General features: G+C 70.8%; 18 protein-coding genes. 9 read left to right on the top strand and 9 right to left on the bottom strand.

Features of this window, described 5'->3' with window-relative positions; translation table 11 throughout:
• Positions 1 to 19: 19 nt before the first annotated feature.
• Together OG698_RS11785 and OG698_RS11780 are read right to left on the bottom strand one after the other, a co-directional pair.
• On the bottom strand, positions 20 to 2,221 hold the full coding sequence (locus OG698_RS11785; RefSeq protein WP_406110989.1) for an OmpL47-type beta-barrel domain-containing protein: 2,202 nt from the start codon (positions 2,219 to 2,221) through the stop codon (positions 20 to 22).
• A gap of 5 nt (positions 2,222 to 2,226) precedes the next feature.
• Complete coding sequence (locus OG698_RS11780) at positions 2,227 to 4,656, bottom strand: ThuA domain-containing protein (RefSeq protein ID WP_406110987.1); 2,430 nt, start codon at positions 4,654 to 4,656, stop codon at positions 2,227 to 2,229.
• 293 nt (positions 4,657 to 4,949) lie between these two features.
• Between OG698_RS11780 and OG698_RS11775 the strand changes: the two genes are divergently transcribed.
• Both OG698_RS11775 and OG698_RS11770 read left to right on the top strand, forming a co-directional pair.
• On the top strand, positions 4,950 to 5,924 hold the full coding sequence (locus tag OG698_RS11775) for a multicopper oxidase domain-containing protein (protein WP_406103035.1): 975 nt from the start codon (positions 4,950 to 4,952) through the stop codon (positions 5,922 to 5,924).
• Between the two features lie 91 nt (positions 5,925 to 6,015).
• Positions 6,016 to 7,605 (top strand): GMC family oxidoreductase, encoded by a 1,590-nt coding sequence (locus OG698_RS11770; RefSeq protein ID WP_406103034.1) that lies wholly within the window; start codon positions 6,016 to 6,018, stop codon positions 7,603 to 7,605.
• A 12-nt stretch (positions 7,606 to 7,617) separates the two neighbouring features.
• Here the strand turns inward: OG698_RS11770 and OG698_RS11765 are convergent, their stop codons facing one another.
• Positions 7,618 to 8,844, bottom strand: a complete 1,227-nt coding sequence (locus tag OG698_RS11765) for a glycoside hydrolase family 64 protein (protein WP_406103033.1) — start codon at positions 8,842 to 8,844, stop codon at positions 7,618 to 7,620.
• 300 nt (positions 8,845 to 9,144) lie between these two features.
• Between OG698_RS11765 and OG698_RS11760 the strand changes: the two genes are divergently transcribed.
• Positions 9,145 to 9,936, top strand: coding sequence for a VOC family protein (locus OG698_RS11760; protein WP_406103032.1), 792 nt, complete (start codon positions 9,145 to 9,147; stop codon positions 9,934 to 9,936).
• A gap of 184 nt (positions 9,937 to 10,120) precedes the next feature.
• On the top strand, positions 10,121 to 10,360 hold the full coding sequence (locus OG698_RS11755) for a WhiB family transcriptional regulator (protein ID WP_329581343.1): 240 nt from the start codon (positions 10,121 to 10,123) through the stop codon (positions 10,358 to 10,360).
• A gap of 42 nt (positions 10,361 to 10,402) precedes the next feature.
• Here OG698_RS11755 and OG698_RS11750 read toward each other — a convergent pair whose 3' ends face one another.
• The 3 genes from OG698_RS11750 to OG698_RS11740 all read right to left on the bottom strand — a co-directional run bounded on the left by OG698_RS11750 (position 10,403) and on the right by OG698_RS11740 (position 14,088).
• A complete protein-coding gene (locus OG698_RS11750) occupies positions 10,403 to 11,380 on the bottom strand; it encodes an acyl-ACP desaturase (protein ID WP_329568665.1) in 978 nt (325 codons plus the stop codon).
• A 164-nt stretch (positions 11,381 to 11,544) separates the two neighbouring features.
• A complete protein-coding gene (gene ddaH, locus OG698_RS11745; RefSeq protein WP_406103031.1) occupies positions 11,545 to 12,321 on the bottom strand; it encodes a dimethylargininase in 777 nt (258 codons plus the stop codon).
• A gap of 132 nt (positions 12,322 to 12,453) precedes the next feature.
• Positions 12,454 to 14,088: an ABC-F family ATP-binding cassette domain-containing protein gene (locus OG698_RS11740; RefSeq protein ID WP_406103030.1), complete on the bottom strand. Its 1,635-nt coding sequence runs from the start codon at positions 14,086 to 14,088 to the stop codon at positions 12,454 to 12,456.
• A gap of 305 nt (positions 14,089 to 14,393) precedes the next feature.
• On the opposite strand from OG698_RS11740, the gene OG698_RS11735 reads away from it, so the two are divergent.
• Together OG698_RS11735 and OG698_RS11730 are read left to right on the top strand one after the other, a co-directional pair.
• The gene (locus OG698_RS11735; protein ID WP_406103029.1) at positions 14,394 to 15,128 is read left to right on the top strand and encodes a GPP34 family phosphoprotein; all 735 of its coding nucleotides are present in this window, start codon (positions 14,394 to 14,396) and stop codon (positions 15,126 to 15,128) included.
• Positions 15,129 to 15,218: 90 nt separating this feature from the next.
• Positions 15,219 to 16,064 carry an isocitrate lyase/phosphoenolpyruvate mutase family protein gene (locus OG698_RS11730; protein ID WP_406103028.1) on the top strand — a complete coding sequence of 282 codons (846 nt, stop codon included), beginning with the start codon at positions 15,219 to 15,221 and terminating at the stop codon, positions 16,062 to 16,064.
• A 21-nt stretch (positions 16,065 to 16,085) separates the two neighbouring features.
• Here the strand turns inward: OG698_RS11730 and OG698_RS11725 are convergent, their stop codons facing one another.
• Positions 16,086 to 16,502, bottom strand: a complete 417-nt coding sequence (locus OG698_RS11725) for an SsgA family sporulation/cell division regulator (RefSeq protein WP_406103027.1) — start codon at positions 16,500 to 16,502, stop codon at positions 16,086 to 16,088.
• Positions 16,503 to 16,750: 248 nt separating this feature from the next.
• On the opposite strand from OG698_RS11725, the gene OG698_RS11720 reads away from it, so the two are divergent.
• The gene (locus OG698_RS11720; RefSeq protein ID WP_406103026.1) at positions 16,751 to 17,854 is read left to right on the top strand and encodes a WD40/YVTN/BNR-like repeat-containing protein; all 1,104 of its coding nucleotides are present in this window, start codon (positions 16,751 to 16,753) and stop codon (positions 17,852 to 17,854) included.
• 16 nt (positions 17,855 to 17,870) lie between these two features.
• On the opposite strand, the gene OG698_RS11715 is transcribed toward OG698_RS11720, so the two are convergent.
• Positions 17,871 to 18,170, bottom strand: a complete 300-nt coding sequence (locus OG698_RS11715) for a YciI family protein (protein WP_399968200.1) — start codon at positions 18,168 to 18,170, stop codon at positions 17,871 to 17,873.
• Between the two features lie 55 nt (positions 18,171 to 18,225).
• On the opposite strand from OG698_RS11715, the gene OG698_RS11710 reads away from it, so the two are divergent.
• Positions 18,226 to 18,930, top strand: coding sequence for an endonuclease V (locus OG698_RS11710; protein WP_406103025.1), 705 nt, complete (start codon positions 18,226 to 18,228; stop codon positions 18,928 to 18,930).
• A gap of 75 nt (positions 18,931 to 19,005) precedes the next feature.
• Here OG698_RS11710 and OG698_RS11705 read toward each other — a convergent pair whose 3' ends face one another.
• Positions 19,006 to 20,208, bottom strand: a complete 1,203-nt coding sequence (locus tag OG698_RS11705; protein WP_406110985.1) for a saccharopine dehydrogenase family protein — start codon at positions 20,206 to 20,208, stop codon at positions 19,006 to 19,008.
• 211 nt (positions 20,209 to 20,419) lie between these two features.
• Between OG698_RS11705 and OG698_RS11700 the strand changes: the two genes are divergently transcribed.
• Positions 20,420 to 20,740, top strand: coding sequence for an MmcQ/YjbR family DNA-binding protein (locus OG698_RS11700; protein ID WP_406110983.1), 321 nt, complete (start codon positions 20,420 to 20,422; stop codon positions 20,738 to 20,740).
• Positions 20,741 to 20,931: the final 191 nt, after the last annotated feature.

Below are 20,931 nucleotides of genomic sequence, written 5' to 3'. Positions count from 1 at the left end.
CACCTACGGATACTGCCTGTTACAGCTCCTTGACGCGGATGTCCCGGTACGAGATGACGTCCGTCGTGCTGTGCACCTGGAGCCCGACGTAGCCGGAGGAGTACCGCCGGCCGTCCGTGCCCGGGTCGTCCCCGCGCGGCGGCTCGAAGACCTGCCCGCCCGTGTTGTCGAACTCGTTGATCAGGACGCCGTTGCGCAGGATCGAGAAGTGCTGGCCGACCACACGGATCTCGTAGTCGTTCCAGGTGCCCTTCTGGGTGACGCCCGCGCCCGCGAGACCCACGCGGTCGAAGCCGTAGATCGAACCGGTCTTGTACATGTCGCCGTCAGGACGGTCGAGGACCTGCACCTCGTGCCCGTACTTGATGGCGACCCACTCCGGCCGCGACTCCTCCGGGTGGTCGTGGACCCACGGGAAGCGCACGAAGACACCGCCGTTGGCGTTGCCCGTGCCCGGCGCGTCGTCCCGCCACTGGAGCTTCAGCGAGAAGTCACCGTACTTGCGCTGCGGGAACCACAGCATGCCCATGCCCTCGACGGTGGTGCTCGACGTGATCGAGCCGTCCGCGTTCAGGCCGAACTTGCCGCCGCCGACCTGCTCCCACTTGTCGAGCGAGCCCTGCGTGCCGTCGAAGATCTTGCGGTAGCCCTCGGTCTGCCCGGGCTTGCCGATCCCCGACTGCTTGGCGGTGCGGTTGATCTTGTTGTACTCGCGCTGGTCGATCACGCCTTCCTTGAGGAGCTTGTCGGTGACGGTCTTGACGTGCTTGAGGAAGAGGGCCTGCGAGGTCCACTCCCGCTCGTCCTCGATCAACTCGTTGATCCGGCACCGGTTGTTGGTGACCCGGTTCGGGATGCCCGTGTCGACCGTGCCGACGATCACCGTCAACCGCTCGTCGAACTCGGCACAGTCGGGCGCCGGGACCCCGCCGCCCGTCGTGACCGTGAAGGACTCCGACTTCGCCGCCGACGTGTTGCCGGCCTTGTCGCTCGCCCGGTACGCGACCGTGTGCGCGCCCGCCCTGTCCACCACGACCGGCGCGGTGTACGCGAGGTAGGGGCCCGCGTCGAGCGAGTACTCGATCTTCTCGACGCCCGACTCGGCGTCCGACGCGGAGACCGTCACCTTGGCGCTCTTGAGGTACGCGCCGTCGGAGTTCTTCTCGCCGTCGACCTTCGCCGACACCTCGGGCGGCGTCTTGTCCTGCACGGGCGGCGCGACCACGGTGAAGTCGACCGACTTCTCCGTGGCCTGGTTCCCCGCCTTGTCCGCGGCGCGGTAGCGGACCGTGTGCGCGCCCACCTCGTGCACCATCACGGGGGAGGTGTACGGCTGCCAGGCGCCGTCCGAGCCCACCGCGTACTCGATGGAGTTGACTCCGGATCCGGTGTCGGAGGCCGTCACCGTGACCGTCGCCATCGAGAGGTACTCGCCCTTGTCGTTCTTCTCGCCGCTCACCGTCGCCGAGGTCTCCGGAGGCGTCTTGTCGTCCGTCGGCGGCGCGACCACGGTGAAGTCGGCCGACTTCTCCGCCGCCACGTTCCCCGCCTTGTCGGACGCCCGGTAACGGATCTTGTGCGTACCGACCTGGTCGACGACCACCGCGGTCGTGTAGGGCTGCCAGGCGCCGTCGGCGCCGACCGCGTACTCGACCTTGTCGACACCGGATCCCGCGTCCGTCGCCGTCACACTGACCGACGCCGAACCGATGTACTCCCCTTGGGCGTTCTTCTGCCCGTCGACCTTCGCCGAGGTCTCCGGCGCGGCCGTGTCCTCGCCGCCGCCCTCGGTCACGACGAGGATGCCCTGCATGCCCTCGTGGCCGGGGATCGTGCAGTGGTAGCGGTAACGGCCCGGGGTCAGGGTGACCTCGACCGAGTGCTTGCCGCCCTCACTGTCGTTCGGGTTGGCCAGGATGTTCACCGACACGTCGTTGTTGTACTCGGGGTCCGACGTGTCGAACGTCAGCGTGTGCGGCATGCCCATGGTGTTGCCGGTCGCCGCGCTGTTCTCGAAGACGATTGTCGTCGCGCCCGCCACCGCCGTGGTCGGCGCCGAGGCGTACTTGGTGATGTCGTCGCTGCCCGTCCAGTTCAGGACCTGCTGGGCCGCGGCGACCGGGGCGTCCTGCCCGAACGCGACGGGGGAGCCGAGTCCGAGCATCAGCAGCACGGCGGCGAACAGCGCCGTCCACAGTCTTCGCCGGTTCTTGGTGCGCATCCTCATCACTGCGCCTTCCTGGCCAGGTCACCGGCCGCAGGGGTCGCCTCGCCGCCCGTGTAAGTCACCTTCCACAGGGCCGACTTGGGATCGGAGGTGAAGAAGCCGCGGCCGTAGTCGAGGACGTAGAGCGCGCCGTCGGGGCCGAACTTCCAGTCCATGAGGTTCTTGATGCCGTCGTTGCCGACCGGCACGATCTTCTTGAGGTTGTCGGCGTGCACCGGGATGCCGCCGTCGCCGGCCGTCTTCGGGTCGGTGATCACCGCGTGCCGCGGCTGCGTGGCGTCGTAGAAGTCACCGACGAACCACTTGCCGTCCCAGTAGCTCGGCCACTTGTCCGCGTTCGGGATCGACGCGTCGTAGCGGTAGACGGGCCCGTCCATCGCGGCCTGCCCGCCGCCCTTCAGCCACGGCAGGAGGTACTTGGCCTCCTCCTTCTTGTACGAGGGGATGCCGTTGGCGTCGCGCGGGTAGTCCGGCGCCCCGCCCTGCGGCGAGTACCAGATGTTGTTGCCGGTCACCGGCGGCAGGTTGACCAGGCCGTCGTTGTTCGGCGACTCGTTCTTCGGGTGGTCGCAGTCGTACCAGCCGAGCGGCTTCGTCGGGTCCGGCAGATTGCGGTCACGGTAGGGCTGCTTGTTGCCCATGCAGTACGGCCAGCCTCGGTTGGACGCCTTGGTGATCACGGCGAACGTGTCGTACTTCGCCGGACCCCAGGTCGTCGACGGCTCACCGGCGTCCGGGCCGACCCAGCCCGCGTACAGCGTGTCGGTCTTCTTGTCGACGGAGATGCGCGCCGGGTTGCGGACACCCATCACATAGATCTCGCCGCGTGTCTTGCCGCCGCCCTCCGCGGTCTCCTTGCCCGTGAAGAGGTTGCCCTCCGGCAGCGTGTACGTGCCGTCGGCCTCCGGGTGGATGCGCAGGATCTTGCCGTTGAGGTTGTTCGTGTTGCCGGCGGTGCGGCGCGCGTCCGCGAAGGAGACGCCCTTGTAGTTCGGCTGCGGGTTGTTGCCCGAGTAGCCGTCGCTGAATCCCGAGGAGTTGTTGTCACCGGTCGCGACGTACAGGTTGCCCTTGGAGTCCCAGGCCATCCCGCCGCCCGCGTGGCAGCAACTGTGAATCTGCACCGGCCACTTGAGCAGCACCTTCTCACTGCCCATGTCCAGCTTGTTCGTGTTCAGATCCAGCGTGAAGCGCGAGACGCGGCGCTCGGCCATCTGCTTGTCGCGGTCGATCTGCGAGTGCGGCGTGTAGTGCAGATACACCCAGCCGTTCTGCTCGAACTTCGGGTCGAGCTCGATGCCGAGCAGCCCTTCCTCGACCTTGGTGAGCTCGTCGCCGCCGCCCTTGTTGCCGAAGACGGTGAGCGCCCCGGCCTGGGTGACCTTCTTGGTCTTCGGGTCATAGACGTGGATCTCGCCCTTGCCCTTGCCGACGTCGGGGTTGTTCCAGTCGGTGATCACCGGCTGCGAGGAGTCGGCGCCGCCGCGGCCGATGTACAGGACGCGTCCGTCGGGCGCGGTGACCAGGCCGTGCGGCTCGCCGATCTGGTCGTTCTGGCCCACCTGGTTGGGCTGGGTCAGACGCTCGGCCTTGTAGTTGGAGTCGATCGCGGCCTTGCAGTCGGCGCGCACGATGCGGCTCGTCCACAGCAGGGCGCCGCGCAGATGCGACTGGAAGTCCACCTCGTCGTAGCTGGAGGCCGTGCCGCCCATGCCCGTGTAGAAGGAGCGACCGCCGTCGTAGTCACGGCACCAGGACACCGGGTGGTCCGCGCCGTTGGCGCTCGCGCCCGGCTGGTACGTCGACTCGCGGACCCGGGCCACGGTGTGCACCGAGCCGGACGGGTTCTTCACCCAGTTCAGCCACTGGTCGGGCCGCTTCCACTGCACGGGAAGGTCCTTGGTGGCCGGATGCTGGCGGTCACCGACCTCGACGGTGGCCCGCTGGACGTTCGCCGGGCTGGAGTCGGCCGGACGCGCTCCGATCAGACCGGTGAACCAGTCCGAGTACGGCTCGGCGCGGGCCGCGTCGTGGATGCCGACGAACCCGCCGCCGGCCTCCATGAACGACTCGAGCCCCGCCTCCTGGTCCGGTTCGAGCACATCGCCGCCGCCGGTCAGGAAGACGACCGCGTTGAAACGGCCGAGCTTGGTGGCGTTGGTGAACACGGACGCGTCGTCCGTCGCCGTGATCTTGAAGCGCTGGGCGGCGGGGCCGCTCTGGCCGATCTTCTCGATGGCCGCGATTCCCGCGTTCACCACCGGTGACTCGTCGCCGCCCGCGGCGGAGCCGTAGTACACCAGGACGCGCACATTCGAGCCGCCGGGAGGCGACGGCAGGGACATCGTTGTCACGGATGGTTCGGGACCCGGACGCGCGCTGGCGGCGGGCCCGGTGAGGAGTCCGGCGGCGACCGCCCCGGACGCCAGGACCGCGGCGACTGCACGGCGTCGTCTGCGTCTGTCTCTGTCCAACCCTCTTACGTCCAAGGGTTTTTGATGCGGCGTGGACCGCATGAGTTCACCCACCCCTCGTCGGTCACAGGTACGGCGCGGACGAAGCTAGACCTCTTTTCGCGGCTCGCCAATAGGTATGGCTGCAATGGCACGAACTTTGTCCTGAGTGTGGATAAACGAAGATCACCCGGTTACCGTCTCTCTGGTCGTCACGGCAGGCACGGGTGGCACGTCCGCAAATCCCGTACGAGGGTGGGGAGTTCGGCATGGACAGGCGCAGCTTCAACCGGCGGGTGCTGATGGGTGGGGCCGCCGTCGCGACGACCGCGACATCGTTGTCGCTCATCGCGGCGACGGACGCCGCCCCCGCGGACGGCCCGGTGCGCACGGCTCCGGCCGGCGGCGAGGTCAAGCGCATCAAGATGTACGCCGAGAAGCTCGCGGACGGGCAGATGGGCTACGGGTTCGAGAAGGGCAAGGCGTCCGTACCCGGCCCTCTGATCGAGCTCAACGAGGGCGACACCCTGCACATCGAGTTCGAGAACACGATGGACGTGGCGGCCAGCCTGCACGTCCACGGCCTCGACTACGAGGTCTCCAGCGACGGCACCAAGCTCAACAAGAGCGACGTCGAGCCCGGGGGCAAGCGCACCTACACCTGGCGGACGCACGTCCCCGGCCGGCGCAAGGACGGCACGTGGCGCGCGGGCAGCGCGGGGTACTGGCACTACCACGACCACGTCGTCGGCACGGAACACGGCACCGGCGGCATCCGCAAGGGCCTGTACGGGCCGGTCATCGTCCGGCGCAAGGGCGACGTCCTCCCGGACACCACGTTCACGATCGTCTTCAACGACATGACCATCAACAACAAGCCGGCGCACGAGGGCCCCAACTTCGAGGCCACGGTGGGTGATCGCGTCGAGATCGTCATGATCACGCACGGCGAGTACTACCACACCTTCCACATGCACGGTCATCGCTGGGCGGACAACCGCACGGGCATGCTGACCGGCCCGGACGACCCGAGCCAGGTCGTCGACAACAAGATCGTCGGCCCCGCGGACTCGTTCGGCTTCCAGGTCATCGCGGGCGAGGGCGTCGGGGCGGGCGCCTGGATGTACCACTGCCACGTCCAGAGCCACTCCGACATGGGGATGGTGGGGCTCTTCCTGGTGAAGAAGGAGGACGGCACCATCCCGGGCTACGAGCCGCACCATCCGGCGGGGCACACCGGTTAGAGGGCTTTCGCGGGGGTGCGCCACGGGTGTACACCTCCGGGGAGGAAGCGGATCATCACCTGGTCCTCAACCACCCACCCCGGGAGTCGAGTTGAGCAAGGACAGCGAGTACGACTACGTCATCGTCGGGGCCGGGTCGGCCGGCTGTGTGCTGGCCGCGCGGCTGTCGGAGGATCCGGCCGTGCGCGTCGCGCTCGTCGAGTCGGGCCCGCGCGACCGCAAACCCGAGATCCGTATCCCGGCGGCGTTCCCGAAGCTGTTCCGGACGCCGTACGACTGGGACTACTCGACGTCCAAGCAGTCCGCGCTCGACGGCCGTGAGCTGTACTGGCCGCGCGGCCACACACTCGGCGGCTCCTCCTCGATGAACGCCATGATGTGGGTGCGCGGCCACCGGGACGACTACGACGCGTGGGGCGAGGCGGCCGGCGAGGAGTGGTCGTACGAGCAGTTCGCGCGCTACTTCCAGCGCGCCGAACGCTGGGCGGGCACCCGGCGCGCCGACTCCCCGCACGGCACCCTGGGCCCGCTCTGGATCTCCCCGCCGCGCGACCCGAACGTGACGACGTCCGCCTTCCTCGACGCCTGCCGCGCCGCCGGTCTGCGCGAGCTGACGGAGCTGAACCACGAGGACCACGGCGGCTTCGCGCTCACCCCGCTCAACCAGCGCCGCGGCCGCCGGTGGAGCGCGGCCGACGGCTATCTGAAACCGGCCGCGCGCCGGCCCAACCTGCACATCCGCACCGACGCCCGGGTCACGCGCCTCGACTTCGACGGCACCCGCGTGGCCGGCGTCGTCGCCGAGGGAGTCCCCGGCATCCTGCGCGCCCGCCGCGAGGTGATCCTCAGTGCGGGCGCCATCGGTTCACCGCAGCTGCTCCAGCAGGCGGGCGTAGGTGACCCCGGGCAGCTCGCCGAGGCGGGGATCGACGTCCGCGTCGCCTCCCCCGACGTGGGCCGTCACCTCCAGGACCATCTCTCCTTCGCCGTCACGATGCGCTGCCCCCGGCCCGTCACCCTCACCGGCGCGGACTCGCTCACCAATGTGGGCCGCTTCCTCCTCGCCGGGCGCGGACCGCTCACGTCGAACGTCGGCGAGGCGGTCGCCTTCATCAGGACCCGCCCCGAACTGACCTCCCCTGACATCGAGTTGATCTACGCTCCCGTGCCGTTCGTCAACCACGGGCTCACCCCGCCCGTCGAGCACGGCATCACGATCGGCGTCGTCCTGCTCCAGCCCGCGAGCGAGGGCCGCATCACCCCGGGCGGGGCGGACCCCTCGGCGCGGCCGCTGATCGACCCCGGCTATCTCGCCCGCGACGAGGACCTGCGCACGCTGATGGCCGGAGTGCGCCGCGCCGAGGAACTCCTCGCGGCCGAGCCGCTCGCCCCGTACACCGACGGGCCCCTCGCTCCGTACCCGGGGGCCGTCGGCGACGAGGAGCTCGCGCAGGCGATCCGCGCGGGCGCCGAGACGCTCTACCACCCGGTCGGCACCTGCCGCATGGGCGCCGACGAGGGCTCGGTGACCGACCCGCGCCTGCGGGTCAGGGGTGCTGAGGCCCTGCGCGTCGTCGATGCCTCGGTGATGCCGCGCATCACCCGCGGTCACACCCACGCCCCGACCGTCGCCCTCGCGGAGAAGGCCGCAGAGCTCATCCGCGAGGACGCCCGGGCGTGAGTCGTCCGGGACCTACGATCCGACGCTGACCGTGAAGCGCCGCGGGTTGCCGTCGTGCGCCGCGCCGGACACGTCCGGCTGTCCGTCGGGGCGCACGTCGTCGTACGGGAAGGCATACCCGATGGGCGAGTTGGCGTGCACGACCCGCGACCAGTGGTTGGTGACGTCGCCCTGGTAGTAGTCGGCCGTCGTGGTGCCGTTCGGCTGCTCGGGGTGGGTCAGCATGATGCTGCGGTTGAACCCGGCGGCGAGACGGGCGAGGAGGCCCTTCTTGTCGTCGGGGTCGCCGGGGTTGTTGGTGAACGGGCCGTGGTTGCAGGTGAAGATGTCCTTCGAGGCGGGCTTGGGGAAGCTGTGCCCGCCGTTGAAGGTGAGGGTGTCGCCGCTGACCCGGCCCGTGAACACGCCCCGGCCGCCCTGGAGATCGATCTTCAGGTCCGTCGTGCGGTACTTCTCCCAGACCTGGTCGACATAGCTGTCCCAGACGTCCCGGAACGGCATCTCGTCGGGGCGGTCGAAGTAGGGGGCCATCAGGTTCTGCGGCGAGATGACGCGCAGGACCTTGCCGTCGCCTCCGCGGATGACGAGCTTGTCCCAGGGCTGCCCGTCCTTGGCGGTCTGGGCCGCGAGATCCGCGGCGATCTTGTCCACCGCGCCGTCCGGGAGCGGCGCTACGGTGTGCGTGGCATCGCCCTCCAGGGTCAGGCCGATGGGCAGGGCCGTCACCAGGTCGACGTAGCTGATGTTCGCGTACAACTGGTCTGAGTTGAAGGTGAATTCACAGAACGACCAGGTCTTCCCGTAGTTCGCGTCGGTGGAGGTCGCGAAGGCCGGCTCGACGAGCGCGGGGCCCGGGTTGAGGAAGAAGTCGAGCGTGTTGTCGCGTACGAAGTAGACGCGGGCACCATACATCTGAGGAAGCGTCAGGATCTTCGGTGTCGAACCCGCCGCGCCCAGCGGGATGGCGCAGTCGACGGGCAGCGGGGTCTGCGGGGCTGACGGCGAGTCGGGGTGGTAGACCCCGCCGTCGGGCTTGAGCAGCACCCAGCGGTCGGTGCCCTGCTCGTGGCCCGTGACATAGGCACGCACGGTGCCGGGCAACGACTTGTTCTGCAGGGCGAGTTCGCAGGTGGCGGGTGCTGCCTTGGCCTCCGGGCTGAGGGCGCTGCCCCAGGCCGGGTAGGTGAGTGCGGTGGCGGCCGTGGCGGCGCCGGTCAGGAACAGTCTGCGCGATATCACGGAGGACTCCTGAGATGTGGGGGAGCCCCACTGTTGCGAGTGTGGCGCGACGGGTCAAGACTTGTGACGGGGAGCGCTCCCATTTCTGCGGACCGTTCAACTCTTGGCGATGGCTTGGTGATGGCGGGCGTCGGCTGCGCGGTGGCACGGTCGAGGCTGGTCGGCGGCTCATCGGCGACGCGGCGCCGGTCCGGAGTGGCGGCGGCGCGTGGAACGGCCATTGTCGGTGCGCGGTGCCAGACTCGGTGACGCAGACAACGGGACCCCTGCAAGGGGGGCACCCTCAACGAGGAGGGCACCATGCTCACCACCCGTTTCGTCGACGGCTCGCCGAACTGGCTGGATCTCGGAACGCCGGATCTCGACGCCGCCGTTTCCTTCTACACCGGGCTCTTCGACTGGCAGTTCCAGTCGGGCGGCCCCGAGGTCGGCGGTTACGGCCTGTTCCAGCTGGACGGCAAGACCGTCGCCGGCGGCGTGACCGTCACGCCCGACCAGGCGCCGCCGTCCTGGACCGTCTATTTCCAGACGCAGGACGCGGACGCGACGGTGAAGGCCGCCGAGCAGGCCGGCGGATCCGCGCCGTTCCAGACCATGGACGTGCTGGACCTGGGCCGCATGGCCGTCATCGCCGATCCCGCGGGGGCGACGTTCGGCCTCTGGCAGCCAGGGCGGAACAAGGGCCTGGATCTCGCCACGGAGGACGGCTCGCTCAACTGGATCGAGTTGTACACCCCGGATGTCGCGGTGGCGAAGGACTTCTACGGCTCGGTGCTCGGCTGGGGCACGTTCGACGTGCCGTTCCCCGGCGGCACCTATGTGACGGTGAACCCGGCGGGCACGGGCGAGGACGACATGTTCGGCGGCATGGTCACGCTGGGCGACGACCCGGCGGAGTCCGACATCGGGGCGCACTGGTCGCCGTACTTCCATGTACCGGACGTCGACGCGATCGCCGCCCGGGCGCAGGAGCTCGGCGGTAAGGTGCGCTTCGCGCCCACGAACCTGCCGGGCGTCGGCCGCATCGCCAAGCTCACCGACCCGCAGGGCGCCCGCTTCGCGGTGATCAAGGGAGACCCGAACCAGACCTGAGCCGGGTCCGGGCGCGTCCCGGAGGGACTGGGCGGGGTCAGGCCGAATCCGCCCGGCGCGCCGCGTTGATCAGTCGTTGATCGTCTGTTTTTCGCCACGCGGCACGATCGGTGGCATGTACTCGAACTACACGCTGCGACCCGTCACGAGCGCTCCCGGGGCCCCCAACTCCGCGCGGCAGGCGATGAACCCGGAGGGCGCGGCAGCGTCCGTCCCCTCCTGGCAGGACGAGGCGCTGTGCGCCCAGACGGGCGCCGACTTCTTTTTTCCCGAGCCCGGCAGCTCGGTACGCGAGGCGAAGAGCATCTGCGGCCGGTGCGAGATGCGCTCCGCCTGCCTGGAGTACGCGCTCGCCAACGACGAGCGCTTCGGCGTCTGGGGAGGCCTCTCCGAGAAGGAGCGCCACCAGCTGCGCCGCGGCTGAACCAGCCGCGGCGCTCTGTGTGCGGGGCTTGCTGCGCGGGGCTCAGCCCGCGGCGCGGGCCGCCATGCGGGCCTTGCGGGCGGCGAGCTTCTCGTCGAACTTGGAGGCCTCGCTGTCCAGGCCGCCCATGTACAGACCGAGCTCCTCCTGGGCCTTGAGACCCTCCGGGCCGAGCCCGTCGATGTCCAGGACCTTCAGGAAGCGCAGCACGGGCTGGATCACGTCGTCGTGGTGGATGCGCATGTTGTAGATCTCGCCGATGGCCATCTGGGCGGCGGCGCGCTCGAAGCCGGGCATGCCGTGTCCGGGCATCCGGAAGTTGACGACGACGTCGCGCACGGCCTGCATCGTGAGGTCGGGGGCGAGCTCGAAGGCCGCGCCGAGCAGGTTCCGGTAGAAGACCATGTGCAGGTTCTCGTCGGTGGCGATGCGTGCCAGCATGCGGTCGCAGACCGGGTCGCCCGACTGGTGGCCGGTGTTGCGGTGCGAGACGCGGGTCGCGAGCTCCTGGAAGGCGACGTACGCGACCGAGTGCAGCATCGAGTGCCGGTTGTCGGACTCGAAGCCCTCGGCCATGTGCGCCATGCGGAACTGCTCGAGCTGGTCCGGGTCGACGGCGCGCGACGCCAGCAGGTAGTCACGCATCACGATGCCGTGGCGTCCCTCCTCGGCGGTCCAGCGGTGCACCCAGGTGCCCCAGGCGCCGTCGCGGCCGAAGAGGGAGGCGATCTCGTGGTGGTAGCTGGGGAGGTTGTCCTCGGTCAGCAGGTTGACGACGAGCGCGACCCGGCCGATCTCGGTGACCTTGGACTGGTCCTTCGCCCAGGCCTCGCCGTCCTCGAAGAATCCGGGGAAGTTACGGGCGTCGGCCCACGGCACGTACTCGTGCGGCATCCAGTCCTTGGCCACCTTGAGGTGCCGGTTCAGTTCCTTCTCGACCACTTCCTCCAGCGCGTACAGCAGCTGGGCGTCCGTCCAGGTGGAGGACGAGCTGCCGAGGTGGGGAGAGGTGATGGTCACGAGGGCTCCAGGGGGGACGGGAGTAGTGCGAGGAGACGAAACGCAGGCACGAGCGGTTGTACCTACGGTGTCGTAGGTTACGTTGCCGTAGGTTAAACCCTCTGTAAAGGGCCCCCCGGAACCGGCCCCTCCGGTCTCAGTGGCCTCTGTGGCTTCATTGCGCCTCAGGAGTGCAGCTCGCGGAGCCTGACTGAGAGGCACGTCACACAGCCCTCGAGCTTCTCGAACTCGCCGATGTCCACCAGAACCGGCTCCAGGCCGAGATCCGCGTACAGCTCCGCCGTCCTCGGCGCGCTCGCCGCCATCAGGAGCTTCCCGCCGCCCAGGAGCACCACATGCGCGCCGGCCTCTTCCGGGACGGGCAGGAAGCGCGGGAAGAGGGACGGCACGTCCACCATCGGCTCGTGCCCGACGACCGTGCCGTCGGGCAGGGCCGTCACCGCCGACTTCAGATGCAGCACCTTGCTGACCGGTACGGCGACGACCTGCGCACCGAGCGGCTCGAACACGGCCCGCAACTGCCGGACGCCGTCCGCGTTCGTGCGCCCGCCACGGCCCACGTAGATCGTGTCGCCGACCTTGAGGACGTCGCCGCCGTCGAGGGTGCCGGGTTCCCGTACCCGGTTCACGGAGCAGCCGAGCCGGGCCACGGCCTCCTCGACGCCGGCCGTCTCCGCGCGCCGGGACGCGGCGCCGGGCCGGGTGATCAGCGCGACGTTGCGGTACATGACGACCGCGTCCTCGACGAAGACCGCGTCGGGGTACTCGTCGGCGGCCCCGACCTCGACCGTCTCCCAGCCGTGCTCCCCGAGCGCCGCGACGTAGGCCTCCCACTGCGTGAGCGCCAGCTCCGGATCGACGGGCGTGCGCTCGACGTGTGTGACGAGCCCGTCCGCGAGGCGGGGTCCGGGGCGGCGGATCAAGGCCTTCTGGCTGGGCACGGGCGGCTCTCCTCGGGACTGGACGGCTCGTGGGCGGGTTCATGGTCCGGCGCGCACATCATGCACAGCCCGGCGCCGGTGACGGAATCCCCGGCCCGCGCCCTGTTTCGTCCCGCCCGCCCAGCGCGGCCGCTACCCGCCGTATCCGGCCTCCCCCTTCGTGACGTCCCGCAGCCGGCCTCCCTCCATGAGCAGCGTCCGCGTGATCCCGATGGACTTCAGGAACGGCAGGTCGTGGCTGGCCACGAGCAGCGCGCCCTCGTAGGACTCCAGGGCCGTGGTCAGCTGCCGGACGCTGGCCAGGTCGAGGTTGTTCGTCGGCTCGTCGAGCATCAGCAGCTGGGGTGCCGGCTCGGCGAGCATCAGCGCCGCGAGGGTCGCCCTGAACCGCTCGCCGCCCGAGAGGGTCGCCGCCGGCTGATCGGCCCGTGCCCCCTTGAACAAGAAGTGGGCGAGCCGTGCCCTGACGCGGTTGTTCGTCACTCCGGGAGCGAACCGCGCCACGTTCTCGGCGACGGTCAGGCCCTCGTCGAGCACGTCGAGGCGCTGCGGCAGGAACCGCAGCGGAACATGCGCGACCACCTCACCCGCGACGGGTTCGAGGTCCCCGGCGATCGTGCGCAGGAGCGTGGTCTTGCCCGAACCGTTGCGCCCCACGAGCGCGATCCGCTCAGGACCGCGCACCTCGAACTCGCCCTCCACACGCGCCCCGTAGGCCATCCCCAGCCGGCACAGAGTGAACACGGAACGGCCGGGCGGCACCGCCGTGTGCGGCAGATCGACGCGGATCTCGTCGTCGTCGCGCACGGCCTCCACCGCCTCGTCGAGCCGCTCCTTCGCCTCGGCGAGCCGGTCCTCGTGCAGTTGGCGGTGCTTGCCCGCCGAGACCTGGGCCTGCCGCTTGCGCTGGGCCATGATCGCCTTCGGCTCGCGCTTGGTGTCCCACATCTTCTGTCCGTAGCGCTTGCGCCGGGCCAACTTGACCTGGGCGTCCGCCAGTTCGCGCTTCTGCTTCTTCAGGTCGGCATCGGCGACCCGCAGCATGCGCTCCGCCGCCTCCTGCTCGGTCGCGAGCGCCTCCTCGTACGCCGAGAGGTTCCCGCCGAAGCGAACGAGGTCGCCCGCGCGCAGATCGGCGATCTGGTCGACCCGTTCGAGGAGTTCGCGGTCGTGGCTGACCATGACCATGACGCCCGGCCACGCCTCGACGGCCGCGTACAGGCGCCTGCGGGCGGCCAGATCCAGGTTGTTCGTCGGCTCGTCGAGCAGCAGGACGTCGGGGCGGCGCAGGAGCAGCGCGGCGAGGCGGATCAGTACGGACTCGCCTCCCGAGAGCTCGCCGACGGTGCGGTCGAGACCGATGCGGCCGAGACCGAGCCCGTCGAGGGTCGCGACGGCGCGCTCCTCGACGTCCCAGTCGTCGCCGACCGCGGCGAAGTGCTCGTCGCGTACATCGCCCGCCTCGATGGCGTGCAGCGCGGCGCGGGCACCGGCGATGCCGAGGGCCTCGTCGACGCGCAGCGAGGTTTCGAGGGTGACGTTCTGCGGCAGATAGCCGATCTCGCCCGCCACCTTCACGGCGCCGTCCGCCGGGGTGAGTTCTCCGGAGATCAGCTTCAACAGCGTTGATTTTCCTGAGCCGTTGAGGCCGATGAGCCCGGTCCTGCCGGGGCCGAACGCGGCCTGAAGACCGTCGAAGACCCGAGTGCCGTCGGGCCAGGCGTAGGTGAGGGAGGTGCAGGTGATGGAGGTGGGGGAGGTAGACATACGGCCTCGCGGTCGCTCGGTGGGAACGGTGGGCAGCGCATGGGGACACCGCGGACGACCACAGCCGGAAGCAACGAGAGCGCACGGGGCGCGAAGGACAGTCCTGTGCCGGATTCAGGCGGGAGGACGGCTCGGTCATCCGAGGTCGCACACGCAGGACACGGGGCGCACCGGTGGGGTGCGGCCGCGTGACGCGGTGTCTCAGAACCTCAGAAGAGCAACGTCCTACTCCGATCGACGACAACAGGATCAACGGGAACGCTGTCCACAGTACGAAGGTGGCTGTGGGCCGTCAACGAATTATCTTGAGCCCTCGCGCCCTCGCCCTTACCCCGCAGGAGGAGACCCCCGTGCCCCACGGCTCGCTCTCGCTACCCGCCCGGCTCTTGCTGCGGGGTTTCGACACGGAGAAGGGCAGGGTCTCCGGCGCCCCCGACATCGAGCTCGCCGTCCGCGCCGCCGCCCTCGTCGAACTGGCCGGGCGCCGCATCATCAGCGACGTGGACGGCGTCGTCACCCCGGTCTTCGACGCTCGTACCGGCGACCCCGTTCTCGACGAACTGATGGAGCTGGCCGAGGAGTCGAGGCCGCGCACCTGGCGCGCCTGGATCGGCTACCGCGCCCGCGCCACCCTCGACACCGTGCGCCGCCAACTCGCCTCCGAGGGCTATCTGTCGGCCGAGCGCAAGCGCGTCTTCGGGCTCTTCCCCGTGACCCACTACGGCCTGGAGCGCGCGGGTTACGTCGAGGTGCTGCGGGCCGAGGTGCTCGGCGCGCTGGAGGGAGGCGAGCCGGTCGGCCGGGTGGACGAGGACGACGCGGTACTCGCGGTGCTCGCCGCCACGGGCAAGCTCCGCAGGCTGATCCCCGCCAAGGCCAGGCGTACGCACAAGGGCCGCCTCGACCACCTCACCGCCCGCGCCGGCGGCATCTCCCCCGAGCTGCGGCAGAGCCTGGGCGACATCCGTGCCGCGCTCGCCGCGGCCGTCAAGGCGGCGGAGGCGTCGCGGGCCTCGGCGGGCGGGGGAGGCGGGGGCTGAACAAGGGGTGCGCGGGGTTGAGCGTGGGTCACACGTACGTGTCGGATTCCTGCCAGCTGTACGCGGGACTCGGGTGGTTGGCTGTACGGCATGACGAACCGTACGCACCTCAATGACCAGGCCCTGGCCTTCCGTTCGCAGCATGTCGCCGGCCGCCCGCTCGTCCTGCCCAACGCCTGGGACGTCGCGAGCGCCCGCATCGTCGCGGACGCCGGGGCCACCGCCGTCGCCACCACCAGTGCCGGACTGTCCTGGGACCTGGGAGTGGCGGACGGCGGCCGGCTCGGCAGGGACGCGGCGCTCGAAGCCGTCGCGCGCATCGCCGCAGTCGTGGACGTGCCGCTGACCGCGGACATCGAGAGCGGCTACGCCGACGCGGCCCAGGACGTCGCCGTCACCGTGCGCGCCGTCCTCGACGCCGGAGCGGTCGGCGTCAACATCGAGGACGCCTGGCACGGCGGGAGCGAGCCGCTGCGGCCCGTCGAGGCGCAGGCGGAGCGGATCGCGGTGGCCCGCGCCGCGGCGGACGCGGAGGGTGTGGCGCTGTTCGTGAACGCGCGCATCGACACGTATCTGATGGGCGTGGGGGAGCCGGAGGAGCGGCTCGCGGCGACGCTGGAGCGGGCCGCGGCCTACCTCGCGGCGGGTGCTGACGGGATCTTCGTGCCCGGGGCCGCCGACCCGGTGACCGTGAAGGCGCTCGTCGCCGGTGTCGAGGGGCCGCTCAACGTGATGGCCTGGCCCGGGGCGCCGTCCGTGGCCGAGTTCGCCGCGCTCGGGGTCGCCCGGATCAGCGTCGGCGCGGGCATCGCGCAGGCCGCGCACGCCCTCGTCCGCAGGGCGGCCCGGGAGCTGCTCACCGAGGGAACGTACGAGAGCCTGGCCGGCGGGCTCGCATACGAAGAGCTCAACGCCCTGCTCGGTGACGGGAGTTGAGCCCGGTGGAGGGGGCTCTGGTCAGTACGCGTCCCGCATCAGCTCCGCCAGATCGCCGTCCAGGTCCACGTGCAGATGCTCGTCGCCCACCGGCACCATCGCCGCCGTACTGCTGAGGAAGCGGCGCAGCTCGCCGGTCCGGATGTGCACGACCGCGGTGCCCTCGTGGGCATGGAACTCCAGGACCGTGCGGTCGTAGCCGTACGGCCGTACCCGGACGTCGCCCGCACCGGCCGGCTCCCGCACCCCGGCCGCGAGCAGCTCTCGGGCGAACGTCCAGCTCACGTCGACGCCTTCGAGCGTGGCCGGCGCGGGGAACGACATGCGCACGGCGAAGGGGTCCCGCATGTCGTAGCGCAACGTCGCGGGAATGGTCGACATCCGCGGCGCGGCGGCGACGAGACGGGCCTCTACGGCTTGCTCGATGACGGTGGACAACGCCTGCTCCCTTGTGACGGCTGAACGGACGGCGGTTCGGGCAACAGCTCGGACGGCGAGTCGGACGGCATGTCGGACGACGGGTGGGTCGGCGGGTAGGACTCCCCGCCACTTGAAGAGACGGCGGAACGAGGGAATCCGTGCACCGAACGGCCGAGGAAAGGTGAGTGACCTCTGTCACCGGTCTCCGCTCCCTGCGGTGCGGGCCATCTGGACGGGGCCGGGGGAGTGGGCTAGCTTCGCCCGCCATGAGGGGCATGGGGAAGTCGCGACGCAGGGTGTCCATGGGGCTGGCCGGGGCGGCACTCGCCCTCGCGTTCGCTCCGGCGGGTCCGGCGCAGGCCGCCGGAGCGCAGGCCGACGGAGGGCACGCGCAGGCGATGCCGCACTGGGCATTGAAGGGATCCGGTACCGACGCGCGGTTCCGGGGACTTGCCGCGGTGAGTCGCGACGCCGCCTGGGTGGCCGGGTCCAAGGGCACGGTCCTTCGCACCTCGGACGGCGGCGCGCACTGGCGGAACGTGTCGCCGCCGGGCGCGGGCGAGCTGGAGTTCCGCGACATCGAGGCCTTCGACAGCCGGCGCGCGGTCGTCCTCGCGATCGGTGAGGGCGACGCCTCGCGGGTCTTCCGCACGGACGACGGCGGGGCCACCTGGACCGAGTCCTTCCGCAACCCCGACCCGAAGGCGTTCTACGACTGCCTGACGTTCTTCGACGCGCGCCACGGCCTCGCGATGAGCGACCCGGTCGACGGCAAGTACCGGATCCTGTCCACGCGCGACGGAGGACGCTCCTGGGACGTCCTGCCCAGCGACGGAATGCCGGCGGCGCAGGAGGGCGAGGCCGGCTTCGCGGCGAGCGGCCAGTGCCTGGTCAGCTCCGGTCCGCGCGATGTGTGGCTGGCCACGGGCGGGGCCGCACGCGCGCGCGTGCTGCACTCGTCGGACCGTGGCCTGACCTGGCGGGCGACCGACGCCCCGATCCCGGCGGGCGACCCGGCGCGCGGCGTCTTCGGTCTCGCCTTCCGCGACCGTACGCACGGCCTCGCGGTCGGCGGCGACTACCGCGCGGACCAGGCGTCTCCCCGGGCCTCGGCCACGACGCGCGACGGCGGCCGCACCTGGACGCAGTCCGCCGCGCCCGTCCCCGCCTACCGCTCGGGCGTCACCTGGCTCCCGCACAGCCGCACGAGCGCCCTCGCGGTCGGCCCCACGGGGACCGACCTCACCCTCGACGCGGGCCGCACCTGGCGCACCGTCGACACGGGCTCGTACGACACGGCGGACTGCACGCACGACGGCGCGTGCTGGGCCTCGGGCGAGAAGGGACGGATCGCCCGGCTCGAACGTTGACCTGCGGCGGGGCCGTCTAACCGGCCGGCTGCTGGCGGAATCGCTCCATTTCGGGTGCCGTCTTCGTCGCGATGAACTCCGTGACGCGGTACGTGCACACGTCGCCGGTGACGAAGGGGTCGGCCGCCGTGATCTTCTCGATCTGCGTGCGGTCGTCCCCGACGGCGAGGATGATCCCGCCGTCGCGCGGGTTCTTGCGGCCGGAAGCGATGAAGACGCCGGCTTCGTACTGCTCGTCGAGCCAGGCGACGTGCGCTTCGAGCAGCGGGTCGACGCGCTCGACCGGGGCCGTGTAGGTCAGCTCAAGTACAAACATGATCGCCAGGCTACCCGTGGCCCGCCGGCGCCCCCGCCCTATGGTGGTCGCCATCATGAGCCACCGACAGATCCTCGCCGACTGGCCCGCCGACGAGCGCTCCGCCCGCGCGGTCCAGGACGAACTGCGCGCCCTCGTCGTCCTCGACGAGCCGGGGCCCCCGCCCGGCACCGGACTCGTGACCGGTGTCGACGTGGCGTACGACGACGAGCGCGACCTCGTCGCGGCGGCGGCCGTCGTGCTCGACGCGGCGACCCTCGACGTCGTCGAGGAGTCCACGGCCGTCGGCCGGATCTCCTTCCCGTACGTGCCGGGCCTGCTGGCCTTCCGCGAGATCCCGACCGTGGTCGCCGCCCTGGAGGGCCTCAACTCCGGCCCCGGCCTTGTCGTCTGCGACGGGTACGGCCTCGCCCACCCGCGCCGCTTCGGCCTCGCCAGCCACCTGGGCGTCCTGACGGGGCTGCCCACGATCGGCGTCGCGAAGAACCCGTTCACCTTCACGCACGAGGAGCCGGCGGCGGCGCGAGGCAGCACGGCGCCCCTGCTGGACGGCGACGAGGAGGTCGGCCGGGCGCTGCGCACCCGCGACGGCGTCAAGCCCGTCTACGTCTCCGTCGGCCACCGCACGAGCCTCGACACCGCGTGCGCCCACACCCTGCACCTCACGCCGAACTACCGCCAGCCCGAAACGACCCGCAGGGCGGACGCGCTGTGCAGGCGAGCGCTGGCGGAGGCCCAGGAGGGCGCCACGCGCGCGTAGTGACCTGCCGCGTTCTTGGCGAAGGCGAAGGCGCAGGCCAAAGCCAAGGCGCCTCCCCGCGCGCGTGGTGACTCCCTACCGCGTTGCCGCCACCCGGAAAGTGATTCCGGCGGCCCGCAGGCGCGCCGTCAGGGCGTCGCCCATCGCGACGGCCGTCGTGACCTGGCCCGAGGTCTCGGGCAGGTCGTCGAGCGCCAGGCACATGGCCGACTCGCCGAGCATCTTCGCCGTCTCGTCGTACCCGGGGTCCCCGCCCGAGACCTCTGTGTACACGCGGCGGCCGCCGCCCTCGCCGACGAAGCGCACCGAGAACCAGCTGGCCGCGCGCCGCGCCTCGTCCGGGCCGTCACCCGGCTTGAGCCGATCGGACAACCACCTGCGCGCGGGCGGCAGTTGGGCGGCGGCGAACAGCGCGCCCGTAGCCGCGACGCCGCCGAACGCGACGGGCAGGTGCCGCACCGCGGCGTAGTGCCGGTAGCGGAAGTCGGGACCGTAGCGCTCCAGGGCCCGCGCGGACCGCTGCACGATCTGCGGGTCGATCGTCGGGAGCGGCAGCGCCCACGCGTCGACCTCCTTGGCGTAGCGCGGCGCGCCCGTCGGCGCGTACGCCCTGCGGCCCACGAGGCGTGGCTGGTGCCGCCGCCGGTCCTGCTGCGCGGCCAGCATCTGCCGGCCCCGCGAGAACTGCGTCAGCGCGGACGCGAACGTGCCGCCCGAGAACGTCGCGTTCGACCGCACGAACCCGTCGATGCGCAGCGGCACGTCCTCGGGGAGCTGACCCACCGTGAAGAGCGCGCCCAGGTCGTGCGGGATCGAGTCGAAGCCGCACGCGTGGACGAGGCGCGCCCCGGTCTCCCGCGCGCGGGCGTCGTGCCGGACGTAGGTGACGTCGACGAACTCGGGCTCGCCGCACAGGTCCGTGTAGTCGGTGCCCTCCTCGGCGCACGCCGCCACCAGGTCCTGGCCGTACGTGACGTACGGGCCGACGGTCGTGGCCACCACGCGCGTGCGTGCCGCGAGGGCGCGCAGGGACGCCGGGTCGGCGACGTCCGCGCGGACCAGGGGCAGCACGGCGCACGCGGGGTCGATCGCGGTGAGGCGCTCGCGCAGCCGCTCCAGCTTTCCCGTGTCGCGCCCCGCGACGGCCCACCGCAGCCCCTCGGGTGCGTGCGCCGCCAGATACTCGGCGGTGAGCGCGCCGGCGAACCCGGTCGCCCCGAAGAGCACGATGTCGTACTCGCGGCCCGCCCTGTCGGCTCTGCCGGGCCTGTCCCGCATGTCCCGATCCTTGCCGTGCCCGCTGTCCTGCCTGGTCATGACACCCCTCAGCCCTGCGCCGCGCGCCGTTGTCGGTGGCCGAGGCTAGCGTGAGGGATGAGCGGAGGTTCAGGGGCCCCGCCTGGAGCGGGAGGTCGTTGTGGCCGAACCGAGGAAGCCGTCGCAGCGGGCGCTCAAGACGTGGGCGCGCGTACGGGAGTTCGCACTCGGGATGCCGGGAGCCACGGAGGACTTCCCGTGGGGCGAGACGGTCGCGAAGGTGAACAAGAAGGTGTTCGTGTTCCTCGGCGTCGACGACGGCAGCTGTCCGATGGGGCTCACGGTCAAGCTCAAGGACGAGGAGACCCACGCGCACGCACTCACGACCCCGGGCGCCGAGCCCGCCGGATACGGCCTCGGCAAGGCGGGCTGGGTGCAGATCCCCCTGGACGTGAAGGGCGCCCCGGGCGCGGAGCTGCTCTGCGACTGGGTGGAGGAGAGCTACCGGACGGTGGCCACGAAGAAGCACGTCGCCGAACTGGACGCGCGATGAGCGCCGCCCCGGCCGGACGTGACGGCATCCCGTTTCAGGCGAGTTACCCCGAATCCATACGTGCCTCCTGGCAACACCGCAGCAGTGCGTCGTAAATTACTAAGCGCTTGCTCGCCAGGGGTTGTGCTGAGTGGAACACGTTCTTAGCATCGCTGGTGTTACATCAGTTGTGTCACAGTGCTGGGGGCTCG

Source organism: Streptomyces sp. NBC_01003 (assembly GCF_045162695.1).
GTDB lineage: Bacteria > Actinomycetota > Actinomycetes > Streptomycetales > Streptomycetaceae > Streptomyces.
This window is presented reverse-complemented; position numbering and strand designations above follow the sequence as displayed.

Coding starts and splice junctions, on each gene's coding strand:
- OG698_RS11785 (WP_406110989.1), bottom strand. CDS start 2,221: ATGCGCACCAAGAACCGGCGAAGACTGTGGACGGCGCTGTTCGCCGCC.
- OG698_RS11775 (WP_406103035.1), top strand. CDS start 4,950: ATGGACAGGCGCAGCTTCAACCGGCGGGTGCTGATGGGTGGGGCCGCC.
- OG698_RS11760 (WP_406103032.1), top strand. CDS start 9,145: ATGCTCACCACCCGTTTCGTCGACGGCTCGCCGAACTGGCTGGATCTC.
- OG698_RS11755 (WP_329581343.1), top strand. CDS start 10,121: ATGAACCCGGAGGGCGCGGCAGCGTCCGTCCCCTCCTGGCAGGACGAG.
- OG698_RS11740 (WP_406103030.1), bottom strand. CDS start 14,088: ATGTCTACCTCCCCCACCTCCATCACCTGCACCTCCCTCACCTACGCC.
- OG698_RS11730 (WP_406103028.1), top strand. CDS start 15,219: ATGACGAACCGTACGCACCTCAATGACCAGGCCCTGGCCTTCCGTTCG.
- OG698_RS11720 (WP_406103026.1), top strand. CDS start 16,751: ATGAGGGGCATGGGGAAGTCGCGACGCAGGGTGTCCATGGGGCTGGCC.
- OG698_RS11715 (WP_399968200.1), bottom strand. CDS start 18,170: ATGTTTGTACTTGAGCTGACCTACACGGCCCCGGTCGAGCGCGTCGAC.
- OG698_RS11710 (WP_406103025.1), top strand. CDS start 18,226: ATGAGCCACCGACAGATCCTCGCCGACTGGCCCGCCGACGAGCGCTCC.
- OG698_RS11705 (WP_406110985.1), bottom strand. CDS start 20,208: ATGCGGGACAGGCCCGGCAGAGCCGACAGGGCGGGCCGCGAGTACGAC.
- OG698_RS11700 (WP_406110983.1), top strand. CDS start 20,420: ATGCCGGGAGCCACGGAGGACTTCCCGTGGGGCGAGACGGTCGCGAAG.